This window comes from Microbacterium sp. MMO-10 (genome assembly GCF_037148715.1).
GTDB lineage: Bacteria > Actinomycetota > Actinomycetes > Actinomycetales > Microbacteriaceae > Microbacterium.
Genome location: NZ_JBBCSV010000004.1, coordinates 263,316 through 288,359 on the forward strand (window position 1 = coordinate 263,316; position 25,044 = coordinate 288,359).

Below are 25,044 nucleotides of genomic sequence, written 5' to 3' on the forward strand. Positions count from 1 at the left end.
TCGGCTGTCCTGCCCAGCCCGGGTCGGCTCCGCAGGGAGCCGACCCGGACCCGGTCTGAGGATTACTTGATGGTCGCGAGCGACTCCTGAGCGGCCTTGAGCACCGACTCCGGCAGCGGGGCGGCGCCGGCGTTCTTGACGGCGACCTGCTGGCCGATCGTGCTGTCGATGAAGCCGATGTACGACTTCACCAGCTCGGCCTGGGCCGGGGTCTTGAAGGTGGTGCACGCGATCGCGTACGAGACCAGCGGGATCGGGTAGGTCTCGGCGGTCAGCTTCGAGTAGTCGAACTTCTTCGACAGATCGCCCTTGACGCCGTTGGACGCCTCCACCGCGGCGACCTCGAACGTCTTGGAGACGGCCTCGGCGCTGAACGGGATGGCCTTGCCGTCCTGCAGGATCGCGACGCTGGCGAGCTTGCCGATCGCGGAGTGGTCGGCGTAGCCGATCGTGCCGGTGCCGGCCTCGATCGCCTGGACGACGCCGGAGCCGCCCTTCTGCTTGGAGACGTCGCCCTCGACCGGCCAGTCCTTGCCCGCGGGGAAGGTCCAGACGCTCGACTGCGTGGCGGCGAGGTAGTTGGTGAAGTTCGCCGTGGTGCCGGACCCGTCCGAGCGCGCGACCGTGGTGATCTTGCCGGCGGGGAGCGCCTTGCCGTTGTCCTTGGTGATCGCCGCGTCCGACCAGTCGGTGATCTGCAGGGCGAAGATCTTGGCGATGGTCTCGCCGCTGAGCTTGAGGTCGGTCACGCCCGGGATGTTGAAGGCGATCGCCACGCCGTCGAGGTAGACGGGGATGTTGATGCCGCCCTCGGTGCACAGGCCCTTCGACTGGGTGGTCTGGTCCGCGTTCAGCGGGGAGTCGGAGCCGGCGAAGTCGTAGGCGCCGCTGAGGAAGTTGGTGACGCCACCGCCCGAGCCCTGCGACTTGTCGTAGTTGATCGTGACGCCCTTGGCCTGAGCGTTGTACGCAGCGGTCCACGCGGCCTGTGCGTTCGCCTGGGCGCTGGATCCGCCCGAGGTGATCGTGCCGGTCAGCGAGGCGTCCACCGGGGAGGTGACGCCGCTCGCGGTCGGAGCGGCCGAGGAGGATTCGGTGCTCGTGCTGCTGGGCGTCGAGGAGCAGCCCGCGAGCGCGATCGCGGCGAGCACGCCGGCTGCGCCGATCGTGGTGATGCGGTTGAGCTTCACTATTCAAGTCCTTCGCTGTGTCGAGTGTGCCCTGGTGCAGGGCCACGCCAGACGATATGCGGCGTCTGTTACGCGATCAAAGATCGAAGGTAAACGGGGGGTGAACGGCCGTCAGCGACCCGAGCACTCAGATCTTCGGCAGGTGCGTCTCGATCGAGATGATCCCGGATCCGGGATTGGTGGCGCTGAGGTGCACGACGCTGAACGCGCCGACCTCGAGCGCGGAGGCGCTGCCGAGGTAGGAGCCGTGCATGGTGCCGGTCGCGAGGGCGATCTCGCGCAGGATGTCGGGCAGCACGGGGCCGTGGCTGCACAGCACCGCGGGCTTGCCGGAGCGCACGCGCTTGCCGATCACCGTGCGCGGATCCGACTTCCCCTCCTCCCAGGCCTCCTGGCTGAGCAGCTCGGTCCTTCGGATCTTCTGGCCGATGGCCTTCGACAGCGGCGTCACCGTCTCCACGCAGCGGCGCGCGTCGCTGGTCACGATGCGCTGCACGCCGAAGGCGCGGAGCGGTCCCACGATCGCCTTCGACTGCGCGTGCCCGCGGGGGGTCAGCGGACGGGAGGCATCAGTTCCGAGCCACACCCCGCGGCTCGCGGCCTTCGCGTGCCGCAGCACGATGAGCGGGAAGGTGCGCAGCGCCCCGTCATCGACGAGCTTCGCGAACGCGTCCAGGATCTCGACGTCGACCGGGTAGCTGAGCCGTGCGCGCGCCTTCTTCAGGCTCACCCATTCCAGGGCCGCGATCTCGCGGTTCGGCACGAACACCGACGCGCGCACGGCGTCGTCGGTGGCCTCGGCGGCCCAGTAGTGCACCACCTTCTGCTTGCGGTTGGCCATCGTGTACCGCGAGACGCCCACGGGGGCGCCCAGCGAGACCCGGATGCCGGTCTCCTCGAAGATCTCGCGCACCGCGGTCTCCGCGAGCATCTCGCCCGGATCGACCTTGCCCTTGGGCAGCGTCACATCGCGATACTTCGTGCGGTGGATCAGCAGGATCCGCAGCTTGTCCTCCACGACGCGCCAGACCAGCCCGCCCGCGGCGTACACGGCACGGTCGGGGCGGTCGGCGAGGACGGTGATCCCCGTGGTGTCGGCGGTGGCGACGGAGGATCCGGAGGGGCTGGGGGTCATCGGACCGCCCGTGCCCTGCGACGCTTCTGGATCTGCGACATGGTCCTATCCTGCAGGTCCACGAGCGGAGCGCCAACCTCGGAGAACGCACGCCGGGTCCATTCGCCGCCCGCTCCCAGGTGCCAGGACGACGTCTCGGGGGAGAGGGCGAGGTCGAAGAACCCGACCAGCTCGTCGATGTGCGCGGGGTCGGTGACCCGCACCAGCGCCTCGACGCGACGGTCGAGGTTGCGGTGCATCATGTCGGCACTGCCGATGTAGACCTGGGGGTCGCCGTCGTTGTGGAACGCGAAGATGCGCGAGTGCTCGAGGTACCGCCCGAGGATCGAGCGCACCGTGATGTTGTCGGTGATGCCGGGAAGGTCGGTGCGCAGGCTGCAGATGCCGCGCACCCACACGTCCACGGGCACGCCGGCGGCGCTCGCGCGGTACAGGGCGTCGATGATCTGCTCGTCCACCATCGAGTTCACCTTGATGCGGATGTGCGCGGGCTTGCCGTCCAGGGCGTTCTTGCGCTCGTGCTCGATCTGCCGCAGCAGGCCCTTGCGCAGGTGCAGGGGGGCGACGAGCAGGCGCTTGAACTTCTTCTCGATCGCGTAGCCGCTGAGCTCGTTGAACAGGCGGGTGAGGTCCTTGCCGACCTGCGGGTCGGCGGTGAACAGGCCGAAGTCCTCGTAGATGCGGCTGGTCTTCGGGTTGTAGTTGCCCGTGCCGATGTGGCTGTAGCTGCGCAGCACGCCGTCCTCCTCGCGGATGACGTTGACGAGCTTGCAGTGCGTCTTGAGACCCACGAGGCCGTACACGACGTGCACGCCGGCTTTCTCGAGCTTGCGCGCCCACACGATGTTGTTGGCCTCGTCGAAGCGGGCTTTGACCTCCACGAGCGCGAGCACCTGCTTGCCCGATTCCGCGGCGTCGATGAGCGCCTGCACGATGGGGCTGTCGCCCGAGGTGCGGTACAAGGTCTGCTTGATCGCGAGCACGTGCGGGTCCCGGGCGGCCTGCTCGAGGAACGCCACGACACTCGTCGTGAACGACTCGTAGGGGTGATGCACGAGCACATCGGCCTTGCGGATCGCCTTGAAGATGTCGATGCGCTCGTTCGCGCCGGGCTTGAACGCGAGGGCGGTCGTGGGCACGTGCGGGGTGTACCGCAGGTCGGGGCGGTCGATCCGGCCCAGGCCGAACAGTCCGCGCAGGTCGAGGGGCCCGGGGAGGCGGTAGACCTCCTGATCCGTGATGTCGAGCTCGCTGATCAGCAGGTCGAGCGTCACGTCGTCCATGTCGTCGGTGATCTCGAGACGGATCGGCGGGCCGAAGCGGCGGCGCAGCAGCTCGGCCTCGAGCGCTTGGATGAGGTTCTCCGACTCGTCCTCCTCGATCTCCACGTCCTCGTTGCGGGTGAGCCGGAACGCGTGGTGGTCGAGCACCTCCATCCCGGGGAAGAGGTCGTCCAGGTGGTTGGCGATGAGCTCCTCGAGCCGGATGAAGCGCAGCTGTCCGTCGTCCGAGGGAACCTCGACGAAGCGCGGGAGCATGGGCGGCACCTTGAGGCGCGCGAACTCCTGCCGACCGGTGCGGGCGTTGCGGATCCGGATCGCGAGGTTCAGCGAGAGCCCGGAGATGTACGGGAACGGGTGCGCCGGGTCGACCGCGAGCGGCATCAGCACGGGGAACACGTTGGCCTGGAAGTAGTCGGTCAGCTCGGCCTTCGCCTCACCGTCGAGATCGTCCCAGTCCACGATCCTGATGCCCTCGGCGGACAGCGCCGGACGCACCAGGTCGGTCCAGGCCGCGGCATGGCGCAGCTGCAGCTTGTGCGCTTCGGCGGAGATGTCGGCGAGCACCTCGACCGGGGCGCGGCCCACGTTGGTCGGCACGGCGAGCCCGGTCACGATGCGGCGCTTGAGGCCGGCGACGCGCACCATGAAGAACTCGTCCAGGTTGCTTGCGAAGATCGCGAGGAAGTTCGCCCGCTCCAGCACCGGCAGGGTGTCGTCCTCGGCCAGCTCGAGCACGCGCTGGTTGAACGCCAGCCAGCTCAGCTCGCGGTCCAGGTACCGGTTCTCCGGGAGGAGGGAGTCGTCCGGCGCCACGAGTTCGTCGAAGTCGTCGTCCTCGGCGTCGCCGAGACCGGAATCTGCCAGTGCGGGATCGATCATGCGCCCATCATGTCAGGAGGATGTTGCCTGCAGGTGAACGGGTCGGAATCCGGTCCGCGCGGCCCGCCAGGTGCCCGTCCGACCCTGGTCGCGGCCGGGTGGGCGTTGGTAGGTTACGAAGCAGGCGACCCGGGGGGATCCATGGACTTCGATCAGGACGATCGCGAACTGCTGCGCGCGGTGAGCGGGTATCTGACCTCGGCGCAGGAGTTCGCCCACGCGGAGCTGCGGGCCAGGCGCACTCCGCTCGGCGACGTGATCAGCGCCCACCTCGGCGTGGACGCCGAGACTCTGCCGATCGTGCAGGAGAGCATCGCCGAGCATCGCCTCGTCGACGCGGACATCGCGCTGGAGCTGCTGTCCGCCGAGTCGGACGGCCGTCTGATCGGCGTCACCGGCGGCGAACAGCGTCAGCACCAGAGCATGACGGAGTACGTCGGCAACGGTCATTTCCCGTACGGGCCCGGTCCGGTCGATTACGTGGAGCGCGCCTCGGGGCCGGGGACGACGCGGCGCGTCGTGGCGCTGGGGGTGCGCCTGCTGCACTTCGACGGACAGCCCCTGGCGATGACGCAGCGCGGCGCCGCGCCGCAGTTCGGGCGCAGGAGCGCATCGCTGGAGGTCATGGGGGCGGACTCCGACGTGGTCTCCGGCTTCCTCGCCGCGGTTCGCGCCCGGATGATCTCGCACAGCGTCCTGCGCGGGCGGGTGCTGTCCTTCGTGCCCACCGAGTACGGGCAGGACGCCGGTGCGACCTTCGTGCCGCGTCCGTCGGTCGCGGCGGAGGACGTCGTCCTCCCCGACGGCCTGCTCGACGGGGTCGTCCAGCACGTGATCGGGATCGGCGAGCACCGCGAGCTGCTGCGGGCCTCGGGGCAGCATCTGAAGCGCGGCGTGCTGCTCTACGGCCCGCCGGGGACCGGGAAGACGCTCACCGTCCGCCACCTGCTCACCCGTGCGCCGGACATGACCGTGGTGCTGCTGTCGGGCCCGAGCATCCGGTTCGTGTCGGCGGCGGCGGAGGTCGCGCGCACCTTCCAGCCGTCGATCGTGGTGCTGGAGGACATCGACCTCGTCGCGATGGAGCGGAACGCCTCGCCGCAGCCGCTGCTGTTCGAGGTGCTCGAGGCGCTGGACGGCCTGGACGGGGATGCCGACGTCGCCTTCGTGATGACCACCAACCGCGTCGAGGTGCTGGAGCGCGCCCTCGCCGAGCGACCCGGCCGGGTCGATCTCGCCGTGGAGGTGCCGCGGCCGGCGCGCGCCGAGCGCGAGCGGCTCTACCGCCACTACGCGCGGGGTCTCGGCTTCGGCGACGAGGCGCTGCGCGCGGCGACCGACGCGACCGAGGGCGTGACCGGATCGTTCGCGAAGGAGCTCGTGCGCCGCAGCGTGCTGCGCGCGGCCGAGCGCGGGGAGGCTCCCGTGGATGCGGACCTGTCGGCGGCGCTCGCGGAGCTCCTCGACGCACGGCAGGAGCTCACCCGGCGGATGCTGGGCGACGACCCCGGCGCCGGGGAGGGGAGTGCGCCGCAGGGCTTCCCGCCCCACGGCGCATACTGAGCGGGCGTCAGCGGGGGCCGGGCGAGACCGGACGCGTGTCGTCCTCGTCGACGGCGAAGCGATAGCCCACGTTGCGCACGGTGCCGATGATGTGCTCCTGGTCGCCGAGCTTCGCCCGCAGTCGCCGCACATGCACGTCGACGGTACGGGTGCCGCCGAAGTAGTCGTACCCCCACACCTCGCTGAGCAGCTGCTCGCGGGTGAAGACCCGGGACGGATGCGTGGCGAGGAAATGCAGGAGCTGGAACTCCTTGTACGTGAGGTCCAGGGGAGTGCCGCGCAGCTTCGCCGAGTACGACTGCTCGTCGATCGTGAGCCCGGACGTCTGCACGCGCACCGGCTCGGACGCGGGAGCCTCGCGGGACAGGGCGAGACGGATCCGGGCGTCGATCTCGGCCGGGCCGGCCCCGGTGAGCAGCACGTCGTCGATGCGCCATTCGCCGTTCACGGCGGTCATCCCGCCCTCGGTGACGACGAGCAGCAGCGGTCCCCGCAGCCCGGTCGTGCGGATGAGGGTGCACAGCGATTTGGCCGCCACGAGATCGGTGCGGGCGTCGACGATCACGGCATCGGCATCGGGTGCCGTGACCAGCTCCGCCGGCTGCGCGGGGATGACGCGGACGCGATGGCCCAGCAGCTCGAGGGCGGGAAGAACAGGCCCTTCGCTGCTGGGAGACGTCAGCACCAGGAGTTGCGCCACGCGGATCCTTTCCGTTTGACACTCTACTCAGCAGCGCAGGCACAGCGCGGATGGGTGACAATGGGCGCATGGCCGAACCCGTCCTCGCACCGCGCAGCCCCTTCGTCGGGCTCGTCGTCACCTGGGCCGCCGCCGCCGTCGCGGCGATCCTGATCGGGGTGATCGCGCCGGCAGGGCTGCTCATGCCCTGGTACGTGATCGGATTCGGGCTCTGCGTGCTGCTCTCGTTCACGGTGCAGCTGTTCCGCGGCGAGACCCGCGGGTTCATCCTCCGGGTCTCGGCCGGCTGCCTCGGTGCGCTCCTCGTGATGGGCATCGTCTCGGCGGGCTTCGGCGTCGCCGCGCTCTTCGGCGCCTGACCCCGCGCGCCGACGACCCTGTCGACCGCGTTAGAGTAGGGACATGGACATCGTCGCGCTCGAACTCTTCTTCGTCGGCCTGCTGGCTCTGGCGGGGCTTGCGATCGCCTTCTGCGCGGGAGCCGTACTGGTCAACCTGTTCCGCGGCCAGCGCTGACCGCTTCCGCCGGACTGACTCCGCCGATCCGGAAGGCCGCGCATGCTCGATCTCCCCTCTGACCTGCCCGCCGACATCGTTCCGCTGTCGTGGCTGCTCGGCGTCTGGGAGGGCACCGGCGTCATCGACTACGACGTGCCGGATCCCGACGGCGGCGAGGACCACCGGTTCCGCGGCGAGTTCGCCCACCGCGTGAGCTTCAGCCATGACGGCGGGCCGTTCCTGAACTACGCGGCGACGGCGACGTTCACGCCCGAGGAGGGCGAATCCGTCGCGCTCGTCGCCGAGTCCGGCTACTGGCGGCTGGCGCGTCCCGCCGACGCCCAGGACGCGGGTCCCGCACTGCTGCCGCCGCGCGAGAGCCGCTCCGCGGCGCGCACGGTCGACGACGTCGAGGCGTTGCGGCTGCCGGAGGGCGGTTTCGCGATCGAGGTGTCGATCGCGCACTCCGACGGCACGCTCGAGCTCTACCTCGGCCGCATCGACGGCCCGCGCATCGACATCGCGACCGACGCGATCGTCCGGGCCGAGGGCGCCAAGGAATACGGCGCCGCAAGCCGCATGTACGGTCTCGTCGACGGTCATCTGCTGTGGGCGTGGGACATCGCCGCCCTCGGCGCCGGGCTGGGCTCGCACGCTTCCGCCCGGTTGGCGAAGGTCTGATCGTGGCCGGCTTCCCGGCACTGCCCGGGGCGATCCTCGACGGCGACGCCGTGGCGCACTTCGGCGATCCGGTGCGCGAGCAGCGCGCCCTCGAGCGAGGCGAGGCGCTGGCCCCGCTCACCGACCGGACCGTGATCGAGCTGACTGGATCCGAGCGGCTCGGCTGGCTCGACTCGATCACCTCGCAGTCCGTCGCGCGCCTGGGCGCGGGTGAGAGCACGGAACTGCTCGTGCTGGATCCGCAGGGGAGGGTCGAGCACGTCGCCGCGGTCGTCGACGACGGCGCCTCCACCTGGCTGATCGCCGATGCCGCGGACGCCGAGCCGCTGGCCGTCTGGCTGCAGCGCATGGTCTTCCGCGCCGACGTCACGGTCGCCGTGCGTCCCGAGCTGACGGTGGTCGGGTTCTTCGCAGGCGCCGCCGCCGAGCAGCAGGCCGAGCGCGCCGCCCTCGCTCCGCAGGGGGTCGCCGTGGTCTGGACCGACCCGTGGCCCCGGGTGCAGCCCGGCGGGCACCAGTACTACGTCGGCGTCGGAGGCGACGGCAGCGAGCACCCCGGTGCCGGCTATCACTGGCGTACCGCCGTGATCGACGCCGAGGCCGCGGCCGGACTCGCCGCCGACCCCTCGACCGTCTGGGCCGGCGCACTCGCCGCGGAGGCCCTGCGCATCGCGGCCTGGCGTCCGCGCTGGGCCGCCGAGGTCGACGAGCGGTCGCTGCCGCACGAGACCGACTGGATCCGCAGCGCGGTGCACCTGAACAAGGGCTGCTACCGCGGGCAGGAGACCGTGGCGAAGGTGCACAACCTCGGGCACCCGCCCCGCCGCATCGCGGCCCTGCACCTGGACGGCAGCGAGAGCGTGCTGCCCGCTCCGGGGAGCCCGGTGCTCGCGCAGGCGGCGGACGGAACCGCCGAGGACGAGGTCGGCCACGTCACCTCGGCGGCACGTCACCATGAGCTCGGGCCGATCGCGCTCGCCATCCTGTCCCGGCGCGCGCCCGCCGGCGACCTCGTCGTGCGCACCCCGGAGGGGGACGTCGCGGCGGCGCAGGAGGTCATCGTCCCCGCCGACGCCGGCGCCACGGCGGAGGTGCCGCGGCTGACCCGGCTCTCCCGACGGCCGTCCGCGCCGGATCCGCGCGGCGCGCACTGACGCGGTGCCGGCGGTGGGCGGCGCGACCGGGGAGGCGGGACCGATCGGCGCGAACACGGGGAGCGTCGCGCCGTCCCGGCCGCTGCGCATCCTGCTGATCGACAACTACGATTCGTTCACCTACAACCTGGTGCATCAGATCGCGGCCACCGCGGGGCAGGCGCCCACGGTGGTGCACAACGACTGGCCAGGCTGGCACCCGTCGGTGCTCGACGCCTTCGACGCGGTCGTGCTCTCGCCCGGCCCGGGGGATCCGCGGGTGCCGGAGGACTTCGGGATCTGCGCCGAGGTCATCCGCCTTGCGGCACGACGGCGCATCCCGCTGCTGGGCGTCTGCCTCGGGCACCAGGGCCTGGCGCACGCCTTCGGCGCCGTGGTCCGCCGCGCTCCGGAGCCCCGCCACGGGCGGCCTTCACCGGTCCTGCACGACGGCACCGGGCCGTTCCACGGGCTGCCGTCGCCGGTGGAGGTCATCCGCTACCACTCGCTGCTGATCGACGAGGTGCCGGAGGAGATGGTCGTCACTGCCCGCGCCGACGACGGCGTCATCATGGGCATCCGGCACCGGGAGCTGCCGCTGTGGGGGGTGCAGTTCCATCCCGAATCGATCGGCACCCGCGACGGTGCCCGCATGATGGCGAACTTCATCGCGCTCGTCCGGGAGGAGCTCGACGACCGCCCGCGGCCCGCGGAGGTCCTCGAGCGCACACGGCCGGAAGGGGCCGCGCCGGAGGTCGCCGGCTCCCGGACCGCACCGCGCGGGATCCTGCGGCGCACGCTGACCCGTGCCGTCGACACCGAGGCCCTGTTCACGGCGCTGTACCGCGACGCCGCGCAGGCCGTATGGCTCGACGGGAACCGGCCCGGCGACGACCGTGCGCGCTATTCGATCCTCGGTGGCGGCGACACGCTCCCGACCGCGCTCGCCGATGTGCACGCCGGCACCGTCACGGTGCGCGACCGCGACGGGATCCGCGAGGTCCGGTCCGGGTTCTTCGACTGGCTGGAAGCCGAGCTGGCCGCGACCGCGGTCGTCGCGGGAGACCTTCCCTTCGCGCTGGGCTGGGTGGGCGCGCTCGGCTACGAGCTGCGGGCGGAGTGCGGCTCCCCGCACGAACGGAGGTCGGAGACGCCCGATGCCCTGCTCGTCCGACTCGATCGGACGCTCGTCGTCGACCATCGCGAGAACCGGATCCACCTCCTCGCCCTCGACGACGCGGGCTGGATCGAGAGCACGGCGGCTCGCATCGCCGCCCTCCCCGATGATGCCGCCGAGCGCTCCGCACCACCCGCGGAGCAGGGCGCGCCGCCGGTGCTCACCGCGCGGCACTCGCGTGCGCGCTACCTCGAGCTCATCGCCGCCGCGCAGGAGGAGATCGCGGCCGGGGAGACGTACGAGGCCTGCCTGACGAACCTGCTGCACGGTGAGGACGCCGCGGATCCTCTCGAGGTCTACCGGATGCTCCGCCGGCAGAACCCGGCCCCGTTCGGCGCGTTCCTGCGCATCGATGGGGTGAGCGTGCTGAGCACCTCCCCGGAGCGCTTCCTGCGCATCACCGCGGACGGCGCGGTCGAATCGAGCCCGATCAAGGGGACGCGTCCGCGCGGCGACACCCGGGCGGAGGACGAGCGGATCCGCGCCGAGCTCGCCGCTTCGGAGAAGGATCGCGCGGAGAACCTCATGATCGTGGATCTGGTCCGTCACGACCTCGGACGCACTGCGGAGCTCGGATCCGTGCACGTGGACGGGCTCTTCCGGGTGGAGAGTTATGCGACGGTGCACCAGCTGGTCAGCACCGTCCGCTCACGCCGCGCCGCGTCGCCCGTCGCGTGCGTGCGTGCGGCGTTCCCTCCCGGATCCATGACGGGCGCGCCGAAGCTGCGCACGATGGCCATCCTGGATCGACTGGAGGGCGGCCCGCGCGGGCTCTACAGCGGAGCCCTCGGGTACTTCTCCTTCGACGGGTCCGTGGACCTCAGCGTGGTGATCCGCACCATGATCCGCCACGATCGGGGCTTCGATTACGGCGTCGGGGGAGCGATCGTCTCCCTCTCCGATCCGGACGAGGAGTACGCCGAGACCGTGGTCAAGGCCCGCCCATTGCTGCGTCTGACCGGTGCGGTGTTCCCCGAGGCCTGAGTCCAGGCTCTATCGCTCGACGAAGAGGCGCGGGCGCGGACCCTCGATGCGCGCGACGACGATCTTCACCTCGGTGAACTCGTGCTCGAGTGCGTCGAGCTTCCGGCTGAGTCTCTGGTCGACGGCGTCGATCTTCCGGCTGAGTCTCTGGTCGACGGTGTCGATCTTCTGGCTGAGCTTGTGCTCGACAGCATCGATCTTCTCGTCGAGTCTCTGATCTCCGCTGTCCATCCGGACGATGAGCCGGTGCTCCATCGCGTCCATCCGTCGGATCACCCACGCGAAGCCCGCGAACATCGCGATGCCGAGCGTCAGCAGGCCGCCGATGCCGCTGCCGATCACGGCCAGGGTGTCCGTGGACATGTACATGCCCCCATTCTGTGCGTTCCGGGTGGTGAGGGCCAGCCTAGAGCGGCACTTGTACCTCTCGACGTCTCGTGCGGAATCGGTGCAGAAGCCGGCTCCTCCCGTCGCTGGGGAGGATCGTTCAGGCCGGGGCGACCGCGCTCCACGGCACGGTGAGCTCGCCCAGGCGCCAGCGGGTGCGGCCGCCGAGCACGGGGCGCCCGGCGGCGCGCAGGGCGGCGACCGCGGCGAGGAAGCGCTGCGTCGCCCCGAAGGCGGAGAGACCCGCGGCGCGCTCCCACTCCCGGTCGAGGTCGGTGAGCAGCGCGTGGATCCGCTCGCCCGGCACATTGTGGTGGATCAGGGCCTTCGGCAGCCGTTCGGCGACGATCGACGGGCGTTCCAGATCGGCCAGCCGCAGCGAGATCGTGAGGCGCTGCGGAGCCCCTGCCTCATCGACGTCGACGAAGCTCGCGATGCGTCCGATCTCGTCGCAGGTCCCCTCCACGAGCAGGCCGCCGGGGGCGAGGCGGGAGGCCATCCGCGCCCACGCGTCGGGCACGTCGGCCTCGTCGTACTGCCGCAGCACGTTCATGGCGCGGATCACCGCGGGGCGGCGGCCGTCGGGCAGCGGGACCTCGAACCCGCCGCGGGCGAAGGAGACGGGCAGGTCGGCGGGGAAGTGCCCCGCGCCGCGGCGCAGCTCGGCGAGCTGGGCGCGAGCGGTCGACACGCGCTCAGGATCGAGCTCGAGCCCGAGCACCTCGGCATCCGCGCGCACCCGCACGAGTCGCGCGGCGAGCTCGAACGCGGTCACGCCGCTGGCGCCGAAGCCGAGGTCGACGACGAGCGGATCCGCGGCGCGACGGAAGGCGTCGGAGGCGGCGATCCAGCGGTCGTTGCGGCGCAGCCGGTTGGTGCCGGTCGTGCCCCGCGTGGGCCGGCCGAGCGGTGAGGACGCCATGGCTCCATCCTGCCCGGTCCCGGTGGCCGGCGCGGTCCCGGCCTAGGCTTCTGTGCGTGCAGACGATCGAGATCGGGATCCCCGGGACGGCGGATGCGGACGGGATCGTGCGCACCTACCTGACCGAGGTGGTCTCGCGATACCACGGAAGACCCGCGACGCACCGCGAGCGCGATGCGGTCCTCGCGGACGAGCCGTACGACGACCTCCAGGGCGACACCGGGATCCTGCTCCTGGCACGGGACGACAACGCCGTGGTCGCCTGCGCCGGAGCGCGCTTCGTGGACGGCCATGCCGAGCTCACCAAGGTCTTCACGCTGCCGGAAGCGCGGGGGAGGGGGATCGCGCGTCGGCTGGTCCTCCAGGTCGAGGAGGCGGCGCTCGACCGCGGGCTGCGGTCGCTCCGGCTGGACACCCGCTCCGACCTCGTCGAGGCGTGCGCGATGTACGAGAGCCTCGGGTTCCGCCCGGTCGAGGCGTTCAACGACGCCCCGTACGCCGATCGCTGGTACCGGAAGGACCTGACCCCGGCGGCGGGCACGCCGCCGACGGGGTCGTAGCCCGTCCGTCGGTCAGCGCGGCCCGCCGCCCATCGATCCGCCGGTGGGTGCGGTCCTCGTGTCCACGCGCACGGTGAGCGTCGCGGAGTAGCCCTTCGAGGTGTCGCCCGTCACCGCCGCCAGCTGCAACGCCCCGCCGTCGTCGCCGAAGACGTTGTCCGAGGTCAGGGACGTCTGGGCGAGGTTCTGCGCCGAGCCGTCGTAGCCGCTGGTCGCATACACGGCGTCGCAGGCGGACTGCGGCAGCGCGATCTGCGACGTCGCGATCGCGTTCGCGGAGTCGGTGACGTCGGCGGCGCTCGGGTACACCTCGAAGTGGATGTGCGGCCAGCGGCCGGAATAGCACCCCGGGAAGATCGAGGTGAACGACACCCTGCCGTCGGCGTCCGCCACCTGCACGCCGCGCAGGTAGGTCTCGCTCTCGATGCCCGACGAGTACATCGAGTAGCCGCCGGCGGCGTTGCAGTGCCAGGCGTAGACGGCGACACCGGCGAAGGGCGCGTCGCCGGACGCCATGTCGAGGATGTTCAGCGAGAACGTCAGCGGCACGCCGGCGGCGGTGGTGCCGGTGCCGATCGACGAGCGGATGTCCTGCCGGACGATCCCGGACTCGGTCAGCGCATCCGGGCCGTTCGAGCCGTCGCCCGGGTAGGGGCCGGCCGTCTCGTCCGGGATCTCCGCGGCAGGGACCGCGACGGTCGTGGCCGCGGCCGTGGCGGCAGGGGTGGTGCTGGTCACGGTGGGCGCCGGCGTCGAGGTGGCCGTGGACGCGGCGGTGGACGTGCTCGGCGTGCGCGCGGCCAGCACGGCGCCGCCGGCGCCGAGGCCGACCAGGCTCAGCACCGTCCGGCGCGAGAACAGGGTGCGGAGGTCGAACGGCGCCCCCTGATCGACGACCTCCTCCTCGGGGCGGTCGAGCAGTCGGCCCTCGTAGGCGGGGCCCTGCGGAGTGCGGGTCGGGTCGGGGAAGGTGCTCATGTCCGGATCCTCTCGTGCGGTGACAGAAGGATCCTCTCGACCGCGTCGGGACCAGACCTGTGCGCCTGCTATGCGTCGCCTAAGGCGTCGCTGTCACGCAGGGACCCGCGACGCGGGAGCCGCGCCCGCACGCCGTAGGCTGTGAGCATGACGCGCACCCTCATCCTGCTCCGTCACGGGCAGAGCGAATGGAACGAACTGAACCTGTTCACCGGCTGGGTGGACGTCCGGCTGACCGAGCAGGGCAAGGGCGAGGCCCGCCGCGGCGGCGAGCTGCTCGCCGAGTCGGGCATCCTGCCCGACGTCCTGCACACCTCGCTGCTCAGCCGCGCGATCCAGACGGCGAACATCGCGCTCGACGCCGCCGACCGGTTGTGGATCCCGGTGACCCGCTCCTGGCGCCTCAACGAGCGCCACTACGGAGCCCTGCAGGGCAAGGACAAGGCGCAGACGCTCGAGGAGTTCGGTCCCGAGCAGTTCCAGCTGTGGCGCCGGTCCTTCGACGTTCCGCCGCCCCCGCTCGACGACGCGAGCGAGTTCAGCCAGGTGAACGACCCGCGCTACGCGGGCATCGACGGCGAGGTGCCGCGCACCGAGTCGCTCAAGCTCGTGATCGACCGTCTGCTGCCGTACTGGGAGTCCGCGATCGTCCCCGACCTCGAAGCGGGCAAGACGGTGCTCGTCACCGCGCACGGCAACTCGCTGCGCGGTCTCGTGAAGCACCTCGAGGGCATCAGCGACGACGACATCGCCGAGCTGAACATCCCGACGGGCATCCCGCTCGTCTACGAGCTCGACGACAACAACGTGCCGACCGGGCCCGGCCGCTACCTCGACCCCGAGGCCGCCGCCGCCGGCGCCGCCGCCGTGGCGAACCAGGGCAAGAAGTAGCACCCGGACCGACGACGGATCCCGTCCCGCCCGGTTCTCCGAACCGGCCCGGGGCGGGATCCGTCGTCGGTCCGCCTCCCGACGGAGGTCGGGGATGCGTCTCGAGAGGAGAAGATCCGCCCGGGCCGGAACGGCGGGGCGGATCTTCGACGATCTGACGGCGGCGCGGGGGATCAGGCGAGCCCGGATCCGGCCTCCGCCTCGGCCTGCGCCTCGACGGCGAGGGCGATGTCCTCCTCGTCGACGGCCCAGTCGCCGGTCGCGAGGTAGACGACCTTCTTCGCGACGGCGACCGCGTGGTCGGCGAAGCGCTCGTGGTAGCGGCTGGCCAGGGTCGCGTCGACGGTCGCGCCGGCCTCGCCCTTCCAGTTGTCGCTGAGCACCTTCTCGAAGACGCTCGCGTGCAGCTCGTCCACGTCGTCGTCGGCATTGCGGATCGTGTCCGCGAGACGCAGATCCTGGGTGCGCAGCAGCTCGCTCAGGGTGCGGGCGATCTCGACGTCGAGCTCTCCCATGCGGGTGAACGTGCCCTTGAGGCCCTTGGGGATCGCCCGCTCCGGGAAGCGCAGGCGCGCGAGCTGGGCGATGTGCTCGGACATGTCGCCCATGCGCTCGAGCGACGCGCTGACGCGCAGCGCGGTGACGACGATCCGCAGGTCGCGGGCGACGGGCTGCTGGCGGGCGAGGATCTCGATGGCCTGCTCGTCGAGCGCGACCGCGAGCTCGTCGATGCGGGCGTCGTCGGCGATGACCTCCTCGGCCAGCGCCACGTCGCTGGTGGCGAACGAGCGGGTGGCCTTCTCGATCGACACGGCCACGAGGTCGGCGATCTCGACGAGCTGCGCCTGCAGGTCCTCGAGAGACTGGTGGAAGACTTCGCGCATGGCTGCGCACCTTTCGTTCGGTGACCCTGGCTCCGGCACGGTGCGGGTCGCACGGCGGCCCGCGGCGCGGGCACGGGGCGGTGCCCGCCACGGGTCGTGACGCGCACGAGCCGATTCTGTTCGGCGAAGGTTAACGGTTGGTGCCGTGCTCGTGAACAGTAGCGCGCCAGGGGGTGGGACGGCCGGGAACCCGCCGATTCCGGGGGTGAACGACCTCTACGCTGGAGGCATGGACAGCACCCTGCTCGCCCTGCTCGCCCTCGGGCTGGGGGTCGCGATCGGCGCGGGCATCGCCGCGATGATCGTCGCCGCGATGCGGGCGCGCACGGCCGCCGAGCAGCAGGCGTCCAGTGAGCTTCCGGACGGTCTGACCGACGTGCTGGCCGCGATGGACGACGCCGCCTGCGCGGTGGATCCGTCCGGGCTCGTGACCGCTGCGAGCACCGCCGCCGGACGCTTCGGCATCGGAATCGGCGCCACGCTGGAGAACCCCGAGCTGCGCCAGCTCGTGCGCGCGGTGCGCGAGGGCGGCAGTGAGACGGCGACCCTGCGTCTTGCCCGCGGCGGGCGGAGCCTGGATCCGCGGCTGGTCGCCGCACGCGCGAGCCGCATCGGACCGCGCCTGAGCCTCCTCATCATCCGCGACATCACCGAGCAGGAGCGCCTCGAGCAGATGCGCACCGACTTCGTCGCCAACACCAGCCATGAGCTGAAGACGCCCGTGGGCGCCGTGAGCCTGCTGGCGGAGGCGATCGAGTCCGCCGCCGACGATCCCGCCCAGGTGCGCGCCTTCGCCTCGCGTATCCAGGCAGAGGCAGCGCGTCTGGGACAGCTCACCGGACGGATCATGAGCCTGTCCCGGCTGCAGTCCTCCGACGGCCTCGGCCGCTTCGGCCCGGTCGCGATCGACGAGGTCATCGCGGCGAGCGTGGAGAGCCATGCGGTGCAGGCCTCCTCCGCGGGTGTGGAGCTGACGCGCGGCGGCGACCGCGGAGCGTGGGTGCAGGGCGACGCGCAGATCCTCATCGAAGCGGTCGGGAACCTCATCGCCAACGCGATCGTCTACTCGCCGCGCGGATCCCGCGTGGGCGTCGGCGTGCGCGTCGACGACGGCGTGGTCGAGATCTCGGTGTCCGACCAGGGCATCGGCATCGAGGAGGCGGACCGCGACCGCATCTTCGAGCGGTTCTACCGCGCCGACGAGGCCCGGTCCCGCCGCACCGGAGGCACCGGCCTCGGGCTGTCGATCGTCAAGCACGCCACTCAGCGCCACGGCGGGGAGGTGCGGCTGTGGTCGCGCCCTGGTCGCGGCTCCACGTTCACCATGCGCCTGCCGCAGATCGCGGCGCCCGAGATCGAGGACGATCCGGGCGCGCGCAAGAAGCCGGCCAAGGACAAGAGCAAGAACAAGAAGAAGCGGAAGGCCCGCAAGGCCTCCCGTTTGGCCGCGCCGCCCGTGATCAGCACGGACCAGCCCCGCACCGATTCCGGAGAACTCGTATGACCCGCATCCTCCTCGTCGAAGACGAGCCCGATCTCGCCGACCCGCTCGCGTACCTGCTGCGCCGGGAGGGCTACGAGGTCGAGATCGCCGAGGACGGCCCGACCGCTCTCACCCTGTTCCGCGAGAGCGGCGCGGACATCGTCCTGCTCGACCTCATGCTCCCGGGGATGCCGGGCACCGAGGTGTGCCGCCAGATCCGCACCTCCTCGGCCGTCCCGATCATCATGCTCACCGCGAAGGACTCCGAGGTCGACATCGTGGTGGGGCTCGAGCTGGGCGCGGACGACTACATCACGAAGCCGTACTCGTCGCGCGAGCTGCTCGCCCGGATGCGGGCCGTGCTGCGCCGCGTCGTCCAGGCCGAGGACGACGTCGACGAGCGCATCCTCGAGGGCGGCAGGGTCACCGTCGACATCGACCGGCACACGGTCGCCGTGGACGGGGAGGTCATCAACATGCCGCTCAAGGAGTTCGAGCTGCTCGAGGTGCTGATGCGCAACTCGGGCCGCGTGCTCACGCGCGGCCAGCTGATCGACCGGGTCTGGGGCAGCGACTACTTCGGCGACACGAAGACCCTCGACGTGCACATCAAGCGGATCCGCTCCCGCATCGAGGAGAACCCGTCCGAGCCGGTGATGCTCGTCACCGTGCGCGGTCTGGGCTACCGCTTCGAGGGCTGAGCGCGCCGCGCAGAAGCGGAAGGCCCCCGGATCCGAGGGATCCGGGGGCCTTCCGCGTGGTCTGCGCCGAGTCAGCCGACGGGGGTCTCGCTGGCCGTCGGGGTCGGCTCGACCGCCGGGGCGACCGGGGTCGTGGTCGGCGTCGGGCTGGGCGGGGCGGTCGGCACCAGCGTGGAGTAGTAGGGCAGGGTGCCGTCGAGCACCGGGATCGCGTACTTGATGCCCTCGGCGTCGCCGGACTGGAAGTAGACGTCGACCGTCTCGCCCGCCTTGGTGTCCAGGCCCTCGAACGTCAGCGGCTGGGCGTCGTCGCCGCCGAGGCTCACCGACTTCTGGCCGGCGACGCGCACGCTCTGGGCGGGGCCGTCGCCGACGGTGATGTGGATCGTGGCGGAGTCGGACGTGGTGTTCACCAGACCGGCCACGAGGTTGCCCGTGGTGCCGGACTCGTCGGCGACGAAGAAGGCGTTGCGGACCTCGATCGGACCGCTCTTGGGCACGTTCGCGCCGTCGGAGGCCGAGTAGTCGATCGTGGTCGCCTGCGGAGTGATCCCCGCGCACCCGGTGGCGCCGACGATGATCAGGGCGCTGAGGGCGATGGACGCAGCAAGGGGCGATTTCACGGGTCCTCCAGAAAATTCACGTGATGATCCAGCACCATTCTAGGGGCACGCGCCGCAGGCGCACGGCTCGGCCCACGCGCGCGATGGCGGGAGGGGAGCGGCCGGGGGCGCGAACCTTAGCGCATTCTGGCTGTGGTATCCTGGAGGTTGCCGAAAGGACACGACTTTATGCTTTTTGAGGTTGGTGAGACCGTGGTCTATCCGCACCACGGCGCCGCGACGATCATCGAGGTCAAGGACCGTGTGATCAAGGGGGAGACCAAGAAGTACCTGAAGCTGAACGTCACGCAGGGAGACCTCATCATCGAGGTGCCTGCCGAGAACGTCGACCTGGTCGGCGTTCGCGACGTGATCGGCCAGGAGGGACTGGATCGGGTGTTCGAGGTGCTCCGCGCCCCGTTCACCGAGGAGCCGACCAACTGGTCGCGCCGGTATAAGGCGAACCTCGAGAAGCTCGCCTCGGGCGATGTGATCAAGGTCAGCGAGGTCGTCCGCGACCTGTGGCGCCGCGACCAGGATCGCGGTCTCTCCGCCGGCGAGAAGCGCATGCTGGCCAAGGCCCGTCAGATCCTCACCTCCGAGCTCGCGCTCGCGGAGAAGATCGACGAGGAGAAGGCCGGGACGCTCCTCGACGAGGTCCTCGCCTCCTGAGCTCTGCGTGAGAAGGGGTGGATGCCGCGGCATCCACCCCTTCTTCGTGTCCGCGGTGCGGTCCGAGGGGCTCAGATCGACCGCTGGTAGCTGCGGATCGCGCTCAACGCCCAACCGAACGCGAGCACGGCCAGCAGGACGAGGCCGCCGGCCTGCCACCACCCTTCCGCGGGGTACGAGCCGGTGAGGCCGCCCCGGCCGAGTTCGACGGCCCAGGTCATCGGGTTGCCGCGCGAGACGTTCTGCACCCACTCGGGCATCGCCGCGGCGGGCATCATCGTGGTGGACAGGAACGTCGCCGGCAGCACGATCAGCTGCGAGAGGCTGATCAGCGCGATCTGACTGCGCGACACGAGCGCGACCGCCGTGGACGCGCAGCAGAAGATCGTTGCGAGCAGCGTCGCGACGCCCAGCGCGACGAGCACGCCGCCGACGCCGCCGGGGTAGCGCGCGCCGCCCAGCCAGCCGATGCCGAGCACGACGAGCGACTGCAGCACGGTGATCGCCAGCTGCTGCAGGAGCTGCCCCGCGATGATCGACGAGCGCCGCAGCGGCGACGTGAGGTACTGGTCCATCACGCCGGAGTCGATGTCGTCGATGTAGCCGGTGCCGGCCCAGGCGCCGGAGTACAGCACCGTCATCATCAGGATCCCGGGGACGAGGTAGTCGATGTAGCCGTGCCCGCCGAACGCGGGGAGGGCGCCCAGAGTGCGGAAGACCTGCCCGAACAGCAGGATCCAGATCACCGGCTGGATGAGGCTCATGACGGGTCCCCAGGCCTGACGGATCGAGACGATCGACCAGCGCCGCAGCACCTGCCCGGTCTGCGTGAACCAGCCGGGGCGCGCCGGGGCGGTGCCGAGGGCGGGGGAGAGGGCGATCGCGCTCATGCGGCGACTTCTTCCGTGAGGGCGGCCGCGGGTGCGTCGCCGAAGGTGTGGCCGACGAAGTGCAGGTACACGTCGTCGAGGGTGGGGTGGGAGGCGGCGACCTGGCCGTAGCGGATTCCGGCGCCGTCGAGGGCGGCGATGACCGCGCCGACCGCGGAGGCGGCGTCGTCGGTGCGGGCGACGAGCAGGCCGTCGACGCCGGCCGCCTCGACGAGCACGTCGCGCAGTCCGGGCACGGACGAGACCGCCGCGCGCACGGCGACCGGATCCGGCTCCACGAGGGTCACACGGACGGCGTCGCCGTGCAGCGCCGCCTTGAGCTCCTCCGGCGTGCCCTGGGCGACGGCCCGCCCGCGGTTCACCAGCAGCAGCTCGTCGGCGAGCCGGTCGGCCTCCTCCATGTAATGCGTGGTGAGCACGACGGTGAGGGCCTCCTCGCCGGCCAGCCGCCGGATCTCGGCCCACATGGCCGCGCGAGCCTCGGGGTCGAGGCCGGTGGTGGGCTCGTCGAGGAAGAGCACCTGCGGGCGATGCACGAGCGCGGCGGCCACGTCGAGGCGCCGTCGCATCCCGCCGGAGAAGGTGCGCACCGGCCGCCGCGTCGCGTCGTCGAGGCCGAACTCGGTCAGGAGCCGTGCGGCGCGCGCTCGGGCATCGGAGCCGCCGAGGCCCCGCATGCGTGCGGCGATCTCGAGGTTCTCGGTTGCGGTGAGGTTCGGATCCGTTCCGGTGCCCTGGGAGACGTAGCCGATCGCTGCGCGCACGTCGGCGGGGGCGTCGTTCACGTCGTGGCCGGCCACGCGGGCGCGGCCCGCGGTGGGGCGGGACAGCGTGGTGAGGATCTTGGTGGTGGTGGACTTGCCGGCGCCGTTCGGGCCGAGCAGCCCGAAGACACGACCGGCCGGGACGGCGAAGCTCAGGCCGTCCAGGGCGCGGACAGCGGGGCGGCGGCCGCGGCCGCGGTACTCCTTGACGAGGTCTTCGGCGATGATGGCATCGCCGTCGTTGCGCTGGTGTGCGGGCATGACGAACATCCCTTCCGTTCTGAGGGCTTTTCTGCGTGGAGATGGAGGGCGGATCCGGTCTGCCGAGGGGTGCCGGATCCGCCGGTCGGTCAGCGGCGGTCGCCGCTGCGCGGTGCGAAGAGCATGCGTGCGAGGAGGAGCATCATGGCGGCGAGGCCGCCGACGAACGCCACGGGCGCCCACCACCAGCCGACCGTGAAGACCAGCACGACGATCGCCGCCAGGGTGAGGAACCAGATCACCGCCGTATAGATGCCGAAGCGGGCGGCGGACTCCGGATCCGTCTCGAAGCGGTTCGGAGGCATCTGCGTGATCGCGCCGCGGGTCCAGGCCTTGTGGCGATTGGTCTGCGTCGCGCCGAGGTAGGAGAACAGCGCGAGGGATCCGGCCAGGAGCACGGCCGCGAGGATCACGAGCCAGAGCTGGTCCAGGGCGAGTGCGAAGCCTCCTCCGAGGCCGAGCGCGAGCAGGGTCCCGCCCGTGGCAAGGCCGAAGCCGATGGCGCGGGCGGCCGGCAGCGGGTGGTTCGTCGTGGTCTCCTGCAGCAGTGCGTCCGCCGTGACGATGCCGAGCGCGATCGCGACGACCGCACCGAGACCGGCGACGGCGAGCGGGGCGGCCGGGTGCACGAGCAGGACGACGAGGAGGATCCCGACGAGGGCGGCGGTGGCGAGGAGGCTCAGCAGCACGGTCCGCACCACGAATCCGGGCTTCGGTCGCACCCTGTTCCGGGCGGTGAGCGCCTCCCAGCCGAGGGAGCGCACGGCTTCGGCCGGCTCGTCGTCGAGGAGGGTGCGGACATCGCCGAGCTCGACGATCGCCCGCTGCGCGGCTTCGGCGGGGGAAGCGCCCGCGGCGACCAGCTCGTCGACCTGCGCCGCGATGTTCGCGCGGATCTCCTCCTTCAGGTCCTGTGCGGCCGGTGTCATCTCGACCCCGGCGAAGGCGTCGTCCAGCAGGCGGTGGATGTCGGTGTTCATGTGCTCAGTCCTTCGCGTCCAGAAGCGTGTCGATCACGCGGCGGGTGGCGACCCAGGCCGCGACGTTGCGCCGGTACACCGCGCGGCCGGCGTCGGTGATCCGGTAGTACTTGCGGCGTCCGCCCTGCGTCTCGTCGCCCCAGTAGGACTCGACCAGTCCGTCCTTCTCCAGACGGCGGTAGGTCGCGTAGAGGGTGGCCTCCTTGATCTCGTGGTCTCCTCCGGTGGCGTCCCGGATGGTCTTGTAGATCTCGAAGCCGTAGCGGTCGCCGCCGCGGAGCATCCCGAGCACGATCGTGTCGGTGTGCCCGCGCAGGAGGTCCGCGGAGAAGGCGTCATCGTTCATGTCAAGTACTGTATCAGATCAAGTACTGGTTCAGGCAAGAGTTTGCGCCGTTCTGCAGGGAGGCTCGGCCGTTGTGCAGGGCGAAGAGGGTCGGCGCGCGGTGCGTCCGGCACCGTTCCGCGATGTGATGCGCCCGGCGAGGAGGGTGGATCCTGCAGAATGGCGGCGGCTCCCTGCAGAACGTCGCGAGTCGGCGCGCGCTAACGTGAGAGCGTGACCGACCTCCCCGCGCCGCTCGTGCGCACCGCCGTCATCGTCGTGGCCGCCGGCTCCGGCACCCGGCTCGCCGCGGGGGCGCCCAAGGCGTTCGTGCCGCTCGACGGCCGCACGATCCTGGAGCACGCGCTCGACGGCGTCTTCGCGGCCACGCCGGCCCAGGTGATCCTCGTCGTCCCCGCCGGGCTCGAGGCCGAGGCGACGGACCTGGCGGCGGATCGTCCCGTCCGGGTCGTCGCCGGCGGCGACACCCGGCAGCGCTCCGTGGCGGCCGGACTCGCGGCGCTCGCCGAGGGCGTCGACACGGTGCTCGTGCACGACGCGGCGCGGGCGCTGACCCCGCCGGCGCAGTTCGCGGCGGTGGCCACCGCCGTCGGCCCCGGGGTCGGTGTCATCCCGGCGCTGCCCGTCGTCGACACGCTCAAGCGCGTGAACGGCGAGGACGTCATCGCTCCGGTCGACCGCGCCGAGCTCGCCGCCGCGCAGACCCCGCAGGGCTTCCCGCGCGCCGAGCTCCTCGCCGCCTACGCGCAGGCCGCGGAGCAGGGCGTGGAGTACACCGACGACGCGGCGCTCTTCGCCGCGGCCGGGGGAGCGGTGCGTCACGTCCTCGGATCCGAGGAGGCCTTCAAGATCACCATCCCGCACGACCTGGAGCGCGCCCGCATGATCCTCTCGTCCTCGTCCCAGCACGCGGCCGAGGGGCCGGTCGTCCCTCGCGTCGGCATCGGCACGGACGTGCACGCCTTCGCCGCGGGCGGCACGCTGCGTCTGGGCGGCCTGGACTGGCCGGGGGAGCCCGCCCTCGAGGGCCACTCGGACGGCGACGCCGTCGCGCACGCGATCGTGGACGCGCTGCTGGGCGCCGCGGGGCTCGGCGACATCGGGCTGCACTTCGGCACCGCGCACCCCGAGTACGCGGGCGCGCACGGGGAGGTCTTCCTCGCCCGCACCGCCGAGATCCTCGCGGAGGCCGGATTCGCGATCGGCAACGTCTCCGTGCAGTTCCAGGGCAATCGCCCCCGGTTCAGCGCCCGTCGCACCGAGGCCGAGCGGAGCCTGTCGGCGGCGCTCGGCGGAGCACCCGTCGCCGTCTCCGCGACGACGACCGACGGGCTCGGCTTCCCCGGACGCGGCGAGGGCATCGCGGTCACGGCTGTGGCTCTCGTGCATCCGATCGCCCTGAGCTGAATCCCTAACCGTAGGGATCCTCCGGATTCGGATCCGACACCGGGCGCGCGTGCTTACGCTGGGGGGCGCGGCCACCTGCCGCGTTCAGCAGACGTCGTAGAGAGGTCATCGTCATGCGCGCACTCGTCCACTCCTCCTTCGGGGATCCCGCCGAAGTCCTGACCGTCCAGGATGTGCCGACGCCCGAGCCCGGACCGGGGCAGGTGCGGCTGCGCGTGCTGCTGGCCACCGTGCACAACCACGACCTGCTGACCGTGCGCGGCCTCTACGGATACAAGCCCGAGCTGCCGGCGCGCTCCGGCACCGAGGCCGTCGGCGTCGTCGACGCGGTCGGAGAGGGCGTCGACGCGGGTCTCGTCGGGCGCCGGTTCACCGTCGGCGGTGCGTTCGGGGCCTGGGCCGAGTTCGTGCTCGCCCCCGCGGCGGGGCTCATCCCCGTGCCCGACGACATCCCGGACGAGCAGGCCGCGCAGCTCGGATCCATGCCGTTCAGCGCGATCAGCGTGCTGGACTCGCTGGGGCTCGCGGCCGGAGACTGGATGATCCAGAACGCCGCGAACGGCGCCGTCGGGCGCATGGTCGCCCAGCTCGGCGCCGCGCGCGGTGTGCACGTGGTCAGTCTCGTCCGGCGTGCCGAGGGGATCGCCGAGCTCGAGGCGCAGGGCGTGCGCAACGTGGTCGCGACGGATGCCGAGGACTGGCAGGATCAGGTGCGCGCTCTCACCGGGGGATCCCCGATCCGTGCCGGCATCGACTCGGTCGGCGGCGACGCCAGCGGCCAGGTCGCGGCGATGCTCGGTGAGGGCGGGCTGCTGGTCGTCTTCGGCGCGATGGCCTCTCCGACCATGCGGATCTCCTCGGGCGATGTGATCTTCAAGCAGCTGACCGTGCGCGGATTCTGGGGCTCCAAGGTCGCCGCGGCCATGCCCGCCGAGCAGCGCGGAGCCCTGTTCGGCGAGCTGCTGCAGCGGATCCGCGAGGGCGTGCTCACGCTGCCCGTCTCCGCGGTCCTGCCGTTCGAGGGGATCGCGGAGGCGTCCGAGGGCAACCTCCGCGCCGGACGCGAGGGCAAGATCCTGCTGCAGCCCTGACC

General features: G+C 71.5%; 25 protein-coding genes. 12 read left to right on the forward strand and 13 right to left on the reverse strand.

Annotated elements, in window-relative coordinates; all coding sequences use genetic code 11:
* Nucleotides 1-62: 62 nt before the first annotated feature.
* The 3 genes from WFJ17_RS13905 to WFJ17_RS13915 form a co-directional block, all read right to left on the reverse strand.
* Entirely contained in the window at nucleotides 63-1,190 is a 1,128-nt protein-coding gene (locus WFJ17_RS13905) for a substrate-binding domain-containing protein (protein ID WP_251446118.1), read from the reverse strand.
* Nucleotides 1,191-1,317: 127 nt separating this feature from the next.
* Nucleotides 1,318-2,325 carry an NUDIX hydrolase gene (locus WFJ17_RS13910; protein ID WP_251446121.1) on the reverse strand — a complete coding sequence of 336 codons (1,008 nt, stop codon included), beginning with the start codon at nucleotides 2,323-2,325 and terminating at the stop codon, nucleotides 1,318-1,320.
* On the reverse strand, nucleotides 2,322-4,487 hold the full coding sequence (locus tag WFJ17_RS13915; protein WP_336648735.1) for an RNA degradosome polyphosphate kinase: 2,166 nt from the start codon (nucleotides 4,485-4,487) through the stop codon (nucleotides 2,322-2,324). The genes WFJ17_RS13910 and WFJ17_RS13915 overlap by 4 nt, the downstream gene beginning before the upstream one ends.
* A gap of 141 nt (nucleotides 4,488-4,628) precedes the next feature.
* Here WFJ17_RS13915 and WFJ17_RS13920 point away from each other — a divergent pair, with 141 nt between their 5' ends.
* A complete protein-coding gene (locus WFJ17_RS13920; RefSeq protein WP_336648736.1) occupies nucleotides 4,629-6,050 on the forward strand; it encodes an ATP-binding protein in 1,422 nt (473 codons plus the stop codon).
* Nucleotides 6,051-6,057: 7 nt separating this feature from the next.
* On the opposite strand, the gene WFJ17_RS13925 is transcribed toward WFJ17_RS13920, so the two are convergent.
* Nucleotides 6,058-6,750, reverse strand: a complete 693-nt coding sequence (locus WFJ17_RS13925) for a winged helix-turn-helix transcriptional regulator (protein WP_251446130.1) — start codon at nucleotides 6,748-6,750, stop codon at nucleotides 6,058-6,060.
* A 68-nt stretch (nucleotides 6,751-6,818) separates the two neighbouring features.
* Between WFJ17_RS13925 and WFJ17_RS13930 the strand changes: the two genes are divergently transcribed.
* The 4 genes from WFJ17_RS13930 to pabB all read left to right on the forward strand — a co-directional run bounded on the left by WFJ17_RS13930 (nucleotide 6,819) and on the right by pabB (nucleotide 11,223).
* A complete protein-coding gene (locus WFJ17_RS13930) occupies nucleotides 6,819-7,109 on the forward strand; it encodes a hypothetical protein (protein WP_251446133.1) in 291 nt (96 codons plus the stop codon).
* A 199-nt stretch (nucleotides 7,110-7,308) separates the two neighbouring features.
* Nucleotides 7,309-7,929: an FABP family protein gene (locus WFJ17_RS13935; RefSeq protein WP_292884177.1), complete on the forward strand. Its 621-nt coding sequence runs from the start codon at nucleotides 7,309-7,311 to the stop codon at nucleotides 7,927-7,929.
* Nucleotides 7,930-7,931: 2 nt separating this feature from the next.
* Nucleotides 7,932-9,083: a CAF17-like 4Fe-4S cluster assembly/insertion protein YgfZ gene (ygfZ, locus tag WFJ17_RS13940; protein ID WP_336648737.1), complete on the forward strand. Its 1,152-nt coding sequence runs from the start codon at nucleotides 7,932-7,934 to the stop codon at nucleotides 9,081-9,083.
* A 13-nt stretch (nucleotides 9,084-9,096) separates the two neighbouring features.
* A complete protein-coding gene (pabB, locus tag WFJ17_RS13945) occupies nucleotides 9,097-11,223 on the forward strand; it encodes an aminodeoxychorismate synthase component I (RefSeq protein WP_336648738.1) in 2,127 nt (708 codons plus the stop codon).
* Between the two features lie 9 nt (nucleotides 11,224-11,232).
* On the opposite strand, the gene WFJ17_RS13950 is transcribed toward pabB, so the two are convergent.
* Nucleotides 11,233-11,592, reverse strand: a complete 360-nt coding sequence (locus WFJ17_RS13950; RefSeq protein ID WP_336648739.1) for a hypothetical protein — start codon at nucleotides 11,590-11,592, stop codon at nucleotides 11,233-11,235.
* A 118-nt stretch (nucleotides 11,593-11,710) separates the two neighbouring features.
* Complete coding sequence (locus WFJ17_RS13955; RefSeq protein ID WP_251446147.1) at nucleotides 11,711-12,532, reverse strand: class I SAM-dependent methyltransferase; 822 nt, start codon at nucleotides 12,530-12,532, stop codon at nucleotides 11,711-11,713.
* A gap of 56 nt (nucleotides 12,533-12,588) precedes the next feature.
* On the opposite strand from WFJ17_RS13955, the gene WFJ17_RS13960 reads away from it, so the two are divergent.
* The gene (locus WFJ17_RS13960) at nucleotides 12,589-13,092 is read left to right on the forward strand and encodes a GNAT family N-acetyltransferase (protein ID WP_336648740.1); all 504 of its coding nucleotides are present in this window, start codon (nucleotides 12,589-12,591) and stop codon (nucleotides 13,090-13,092) included.
* Nucleotides 13,093-13,104: 12 nt separating this feature from the next.
* On the opposite strand, the gene WFJ17_RS13965 is transcribed toward WFJ17_RS13960, so the two are convergent.
* The gene (locus WFJ17_RS13965) at nucleotides 13,105-14,070 is read right to left on the reverse strand and encodes an intradiol ring-cleavage dioxygenase (protein WP_336648741.1); all 966 of its coding nucleotides are present in this window, start codon (nucleotides 14,068-14,070) and stop codon (nucleotides 13,105-13,107) included.
* Nucleotides 14,071-14,217: 147 nt separating this feature from the next.
* Here WFJ17_RS13965 and WFJ17_RS13970 point away from each other — a divergent pair, with 147 nt between their 5' ends.
* Nucleotides 14,218-14,961, forward strand: a complete 744-nt coding sequence (locus WFJ17_RS13970) for a phosphoglyceromutase (RefSeq protein ID WP_285814333.1) — start codon at nucleotides 14,218-14,220, stop codon at nucleotides 14,959-14,961.
* Between the two features lie 173 nt (nucleotides 14,962-15,134).
* Here WFJ17_RS13970 and phoU read toward each other — a convergent pair whose 3' ends face one another.
* Entirely contained in the window at nucleotides 15,135-15,845 is a 711-nt protein-coding gene (gene phoU, locus WFJ17_RS13975; protein WP_251446160.1) for a phosphate signaling complex protein PhoU, read from the reverse strand.
* A gap of 229 nt (nucleotides 15,846-16,074) precedes the next feature.
* On the opposite strand from phoU, the gene WFJ17_RS13980 reads away from it, so the two are divergent.
* Both WFJ17_RS13980 and WFJ17_RS13985 read left to right on the forward strand, forming a co-directional pair.
* Nucleotides 16,075-17,349 carry a sensor histidine kinase gene (locus WFJ17_RS13980; RefSeq protein ID WP_251446163.1) on the forward strand — a complete coding sequence of 425 codons (1,275 nt, stop codon included), beginning with the start codon at nucleotides 16,075-16,077 and terminating at the stop codon, nucleotides 17,347-17,349.
* On the forward strand, nucleotides 17,346-18,029 hold the full coding sequence (locus WFJ17_RS13985) for a response regulator transcription factor (RefSeq protein ID WP_251446166.1): 684 nt from the start codon (nucleotides 17,346-17,348) through the stop codon (nucleotides 18,027-18,029). Before WFJ17_RS13980 ends, WFJ17_RS13985 begins: the two co-directional genes overlap by 4 nt.
* 71 nt (nucleotides 18,030-18,100) lie before the next feature.
* On the opposite strand, the gene WFJ17_RS13990 is transcribed toward WFJ17_RS13985, so the two are convergent.
* Nucleotides 18,101-18,652, reverse strand: coding sequence for a DNA modification methylase (locus WFJ17_RS13990; RefSeq protein WP_336648742.1), 552 nt, complete (start codon nucleotides 18,650-18,652; stop codon nucleotides 18,101-18,103).
* A gap of 168 nt (nucleotides 18,653-18,820) precedes the next feature.
* On the opposite strand from WFJ17_RS13990, the gene WFJ17_RS13995 reads away from it, so the two are divergent.
* Entirely contained in the window at nucleotides 18,821-19,303 is a 483-nt protein-coding gene (locus WFJ17_RS13995) for a CarD family transcriptional regulator (protein ID WP_251446171.1), read from the forward strand.
* A 71-nt stretch (nucleotides 19,304-19,374) separates the two neighbouring features.
* Here the strand turns inward: WFJ17_RS13995 and WFJ17_RS14000 are convergent, their stop codons facing one another.
* The 4 genes from WFJ17_RS14000 to WFJ17_RS14015 form a co-directional block, all read right to left on the reverse strand.
* The gene (locus WFJ17_RS14000) at nucleotides 19,375-20,193 is read right to left on the reverse strand and encodes an ABC transporter permease (RefSeq protein ID WP_336648743.1); all 819 of its coding nucleotides are present in this window, start codon (nucleotides 20,191-20,193) and stop codon (nucleotides 19,375-19,377) included.
* Complete coding sequence (locus WFJ17_RS14005) at nucleotides 20,190-21,218, reverse strand: ABC transporter ATP-binding protein (protein WP_251446177.1); 1,029 nt, start codon at nucleotides 21,216-21,218, stop codon at nucleotides 20,190-20,192. The genes WFJ17_RS14000 and WFJ17_RS14005 overlap by 4 nt, the downstream gene beginning before the upstream one ends.
* Before the next feature lie 89 nt (nucleotides 21,219-21,307).
* Nucleotides 21,308-22,198: a permease prefix domain 1-containing protein gene (locus tag WFJ17_RS14010; RefSeq protein WP_251446180.1), complete on the reverse strand. Its 891-nt coding sequence runs from the start codon at nucleotides 22,196-22,198 to the stop codon at nucleotides 21,308-21,310.
* Nucleotides 22,199-22,202: 4 nt separating this feature from the next.
* Complete coding sequence (locus tag WFJ17_RS14015) at nucleotides 22,203-22,544, reverse strand: PadR family transcriptional regulator (RefSeq protein ID WP_045273464.1); 342 nt, start codon at nucleotides 22,542-22,544, stop codon at nucleotides 22,203-22,205.
* A gap of 213 nt (nucleotides 22,545-22,757) precedes the next feature.
* On the opposite strand from WFJ17_RS14015, the gene ispD reads away from it, so the two are divergent.
* Nucleotides 22,758-23,951: a 2-C-methyl-D-erythritol 4-phosphate cytidylyltransferase gene (gene ispD, locus WFJ17_RS14020; RefSeq protein ID WP_251446183.1), complete on the forward strand. Its 1,194-nt coding sequence runs from the start codon at nucleotides 22,758-22,760 to the stop codon at nucleotides 23,949-23,951.
* Between the two features lie 113 nt (nucleotides 23,952-24,064).
* The gene (locus tag WFJ17_RS14025; RefSeq protein WP_251446186.1) at nucleotides 24,065-25,042 is read left to right on the forward strand and encodes a zinc-binding dehydrogenase; all 978 of its coding nucleotides are present in this window, start codon (nucleotides 24,065-24,067) and stop codon (nucleotides 25,040-25,042) included.
* Nucleotides 25,043-25,044 lie beyond the last annotated feature (2 nt).

What these genes read in the sequence shown, in the direction of transcription:
- WFJ17_RS13995 (WP_251446171.1), top strand. Translation starts at nt 18,821, where the DNA reads ATGCTTTTTGAGGTTGGTGAGACCGTGGTCTATCCGCACCACGGCGCC.
- WFJ17_RS13955 (WP_251446147.1), bottom strand. Translation starts at nt 12,532, where the DNA reads ATGGCGTCCTCACCGCTCGGCCGGCCCACGCGGGGCACGACCGGCACC.
- WFJ17_RS14010 (WP_251446180.1), bottom strand. Translation starts at nt 22,198, where the DNA reads ATGAACACCGACATCCACCGCCTGCTGGACGACGCCTTCGCCGGGGTC.
- phoU (WP_251446160.1), bottom strand. Translation starts at nt 15,845, where the DNA reads ATGCGCGAAGTCTTCCACCAGTCTCTCGAGGACCTGCAGGCGCAGCTC.
- WFJ17_RS13915 (WP_336648735.1), bottom strand. Translation starts at nt 4,487, where the DNA reads ATGATCGATCCCGCACTGGCAGATTCCGGTCTCGGCGACGCCGAGGAC.
- WFJ17_RS13985 (WP_251446166.1), top strand. Translation starts at nt 17,346, where the DNA reads ATGACCCGCATCCTCCTCGTCGAAGACGAGCCCGATCTCGCCGACCCG.
- WFJ17_RS13930 (WP_251446133.1), top strand. Translation starts at nt 6,819, where the DNA reads ATGGCCGAACCCGTCCTCGCACCGCGCAGCCCCTTCGTCGGGCTCGTC.
- WFJ17_RS14000 (WP_336648743.1), bottom strand. Translation starts at nt 20,193, where the DNA reads ATGAGCGCGATCGCCCTCTCCCCCGCCCTCGGCACCGCCCCGGCGCGC.
- WFJ17_RS13980 (WP_251446163.1), top strand. Translation starts at nt 16,075, where the DNA reads ATGGACAGCACCCTGCTCGCCCTGCTCGCCCTCGGGCTGGGGGTCGCG.
- WFJ17_RS14005 (WP_251446177.1), bottom strand. Translation starts at nt 21,218, where the DNA reads ATGCCCGCACACCAGCGCAACGACGGCGATGCCATCATCGCCGAAGAC.
- WFJ17_RS14025 (WP_251446186.1), top strand. Translation starts at nt 24,065, where the DNA reads ATGCGCGCACTCGTCCACTCCTCCTTCGGGGATCCCGCCGAAGTCCTG.
- WFJ17_RS13920 (WP_336648736.1), top strand. Translation starts at nt 4,629, where the DNA reads ATGGACTTCGATCAGGACGATCGCGAACTGCTGCGCGCGGTGAGCGGG.
- WFJ17_RS13910 (WP_251446121.1), bottom strand. Translation starts at nt 2,325, where the DNA reads ATGACCCCCAGCCCCTCCGGATCCTCCGTCGCCACCGCCGACACCACG.
- WFJ17_RS13970 (WP_285814333.1), top strand. Translation starts at nt 14,218, where the DNA reads ATGACGCGCACCCTCATCCTGCTCCGTCACGGGCAGAGCGAATGGAAC.
- WFJ17_RS14015 (WP_045273464.1), bottom strand. Translation starts at nt 22,544, where the DNA reads ATGAACGATGACGCCTTCTCCGCGGACCTCCTGCGCGGGCACACCGAC.
- WFJ17_RS13935 (WP_292884177.1), top strand. Translation starts at nt 7,309, where the DNA reads ATGCTCGATCTCCCCTCTGACCTGCCCGCCGACATCGTTCCGCTGTCG.
- WFJ17_RS13950 (WP_336648739.1), bottom strand. Translation starts at nt 11,592, where the DNA reads ATGTACATGTCCACGGACACCCTGGCCGTGATCGGCAGCGGCATCGGC.
- WFJ17_RS13965 (WP_336648741.1), bottom strand. Translation starts at nt 14,070, where the DNA reads ATGAGCACCTTCCCCGACCCGACCCGCACTCCGCAGGGCCCCGCCTAC.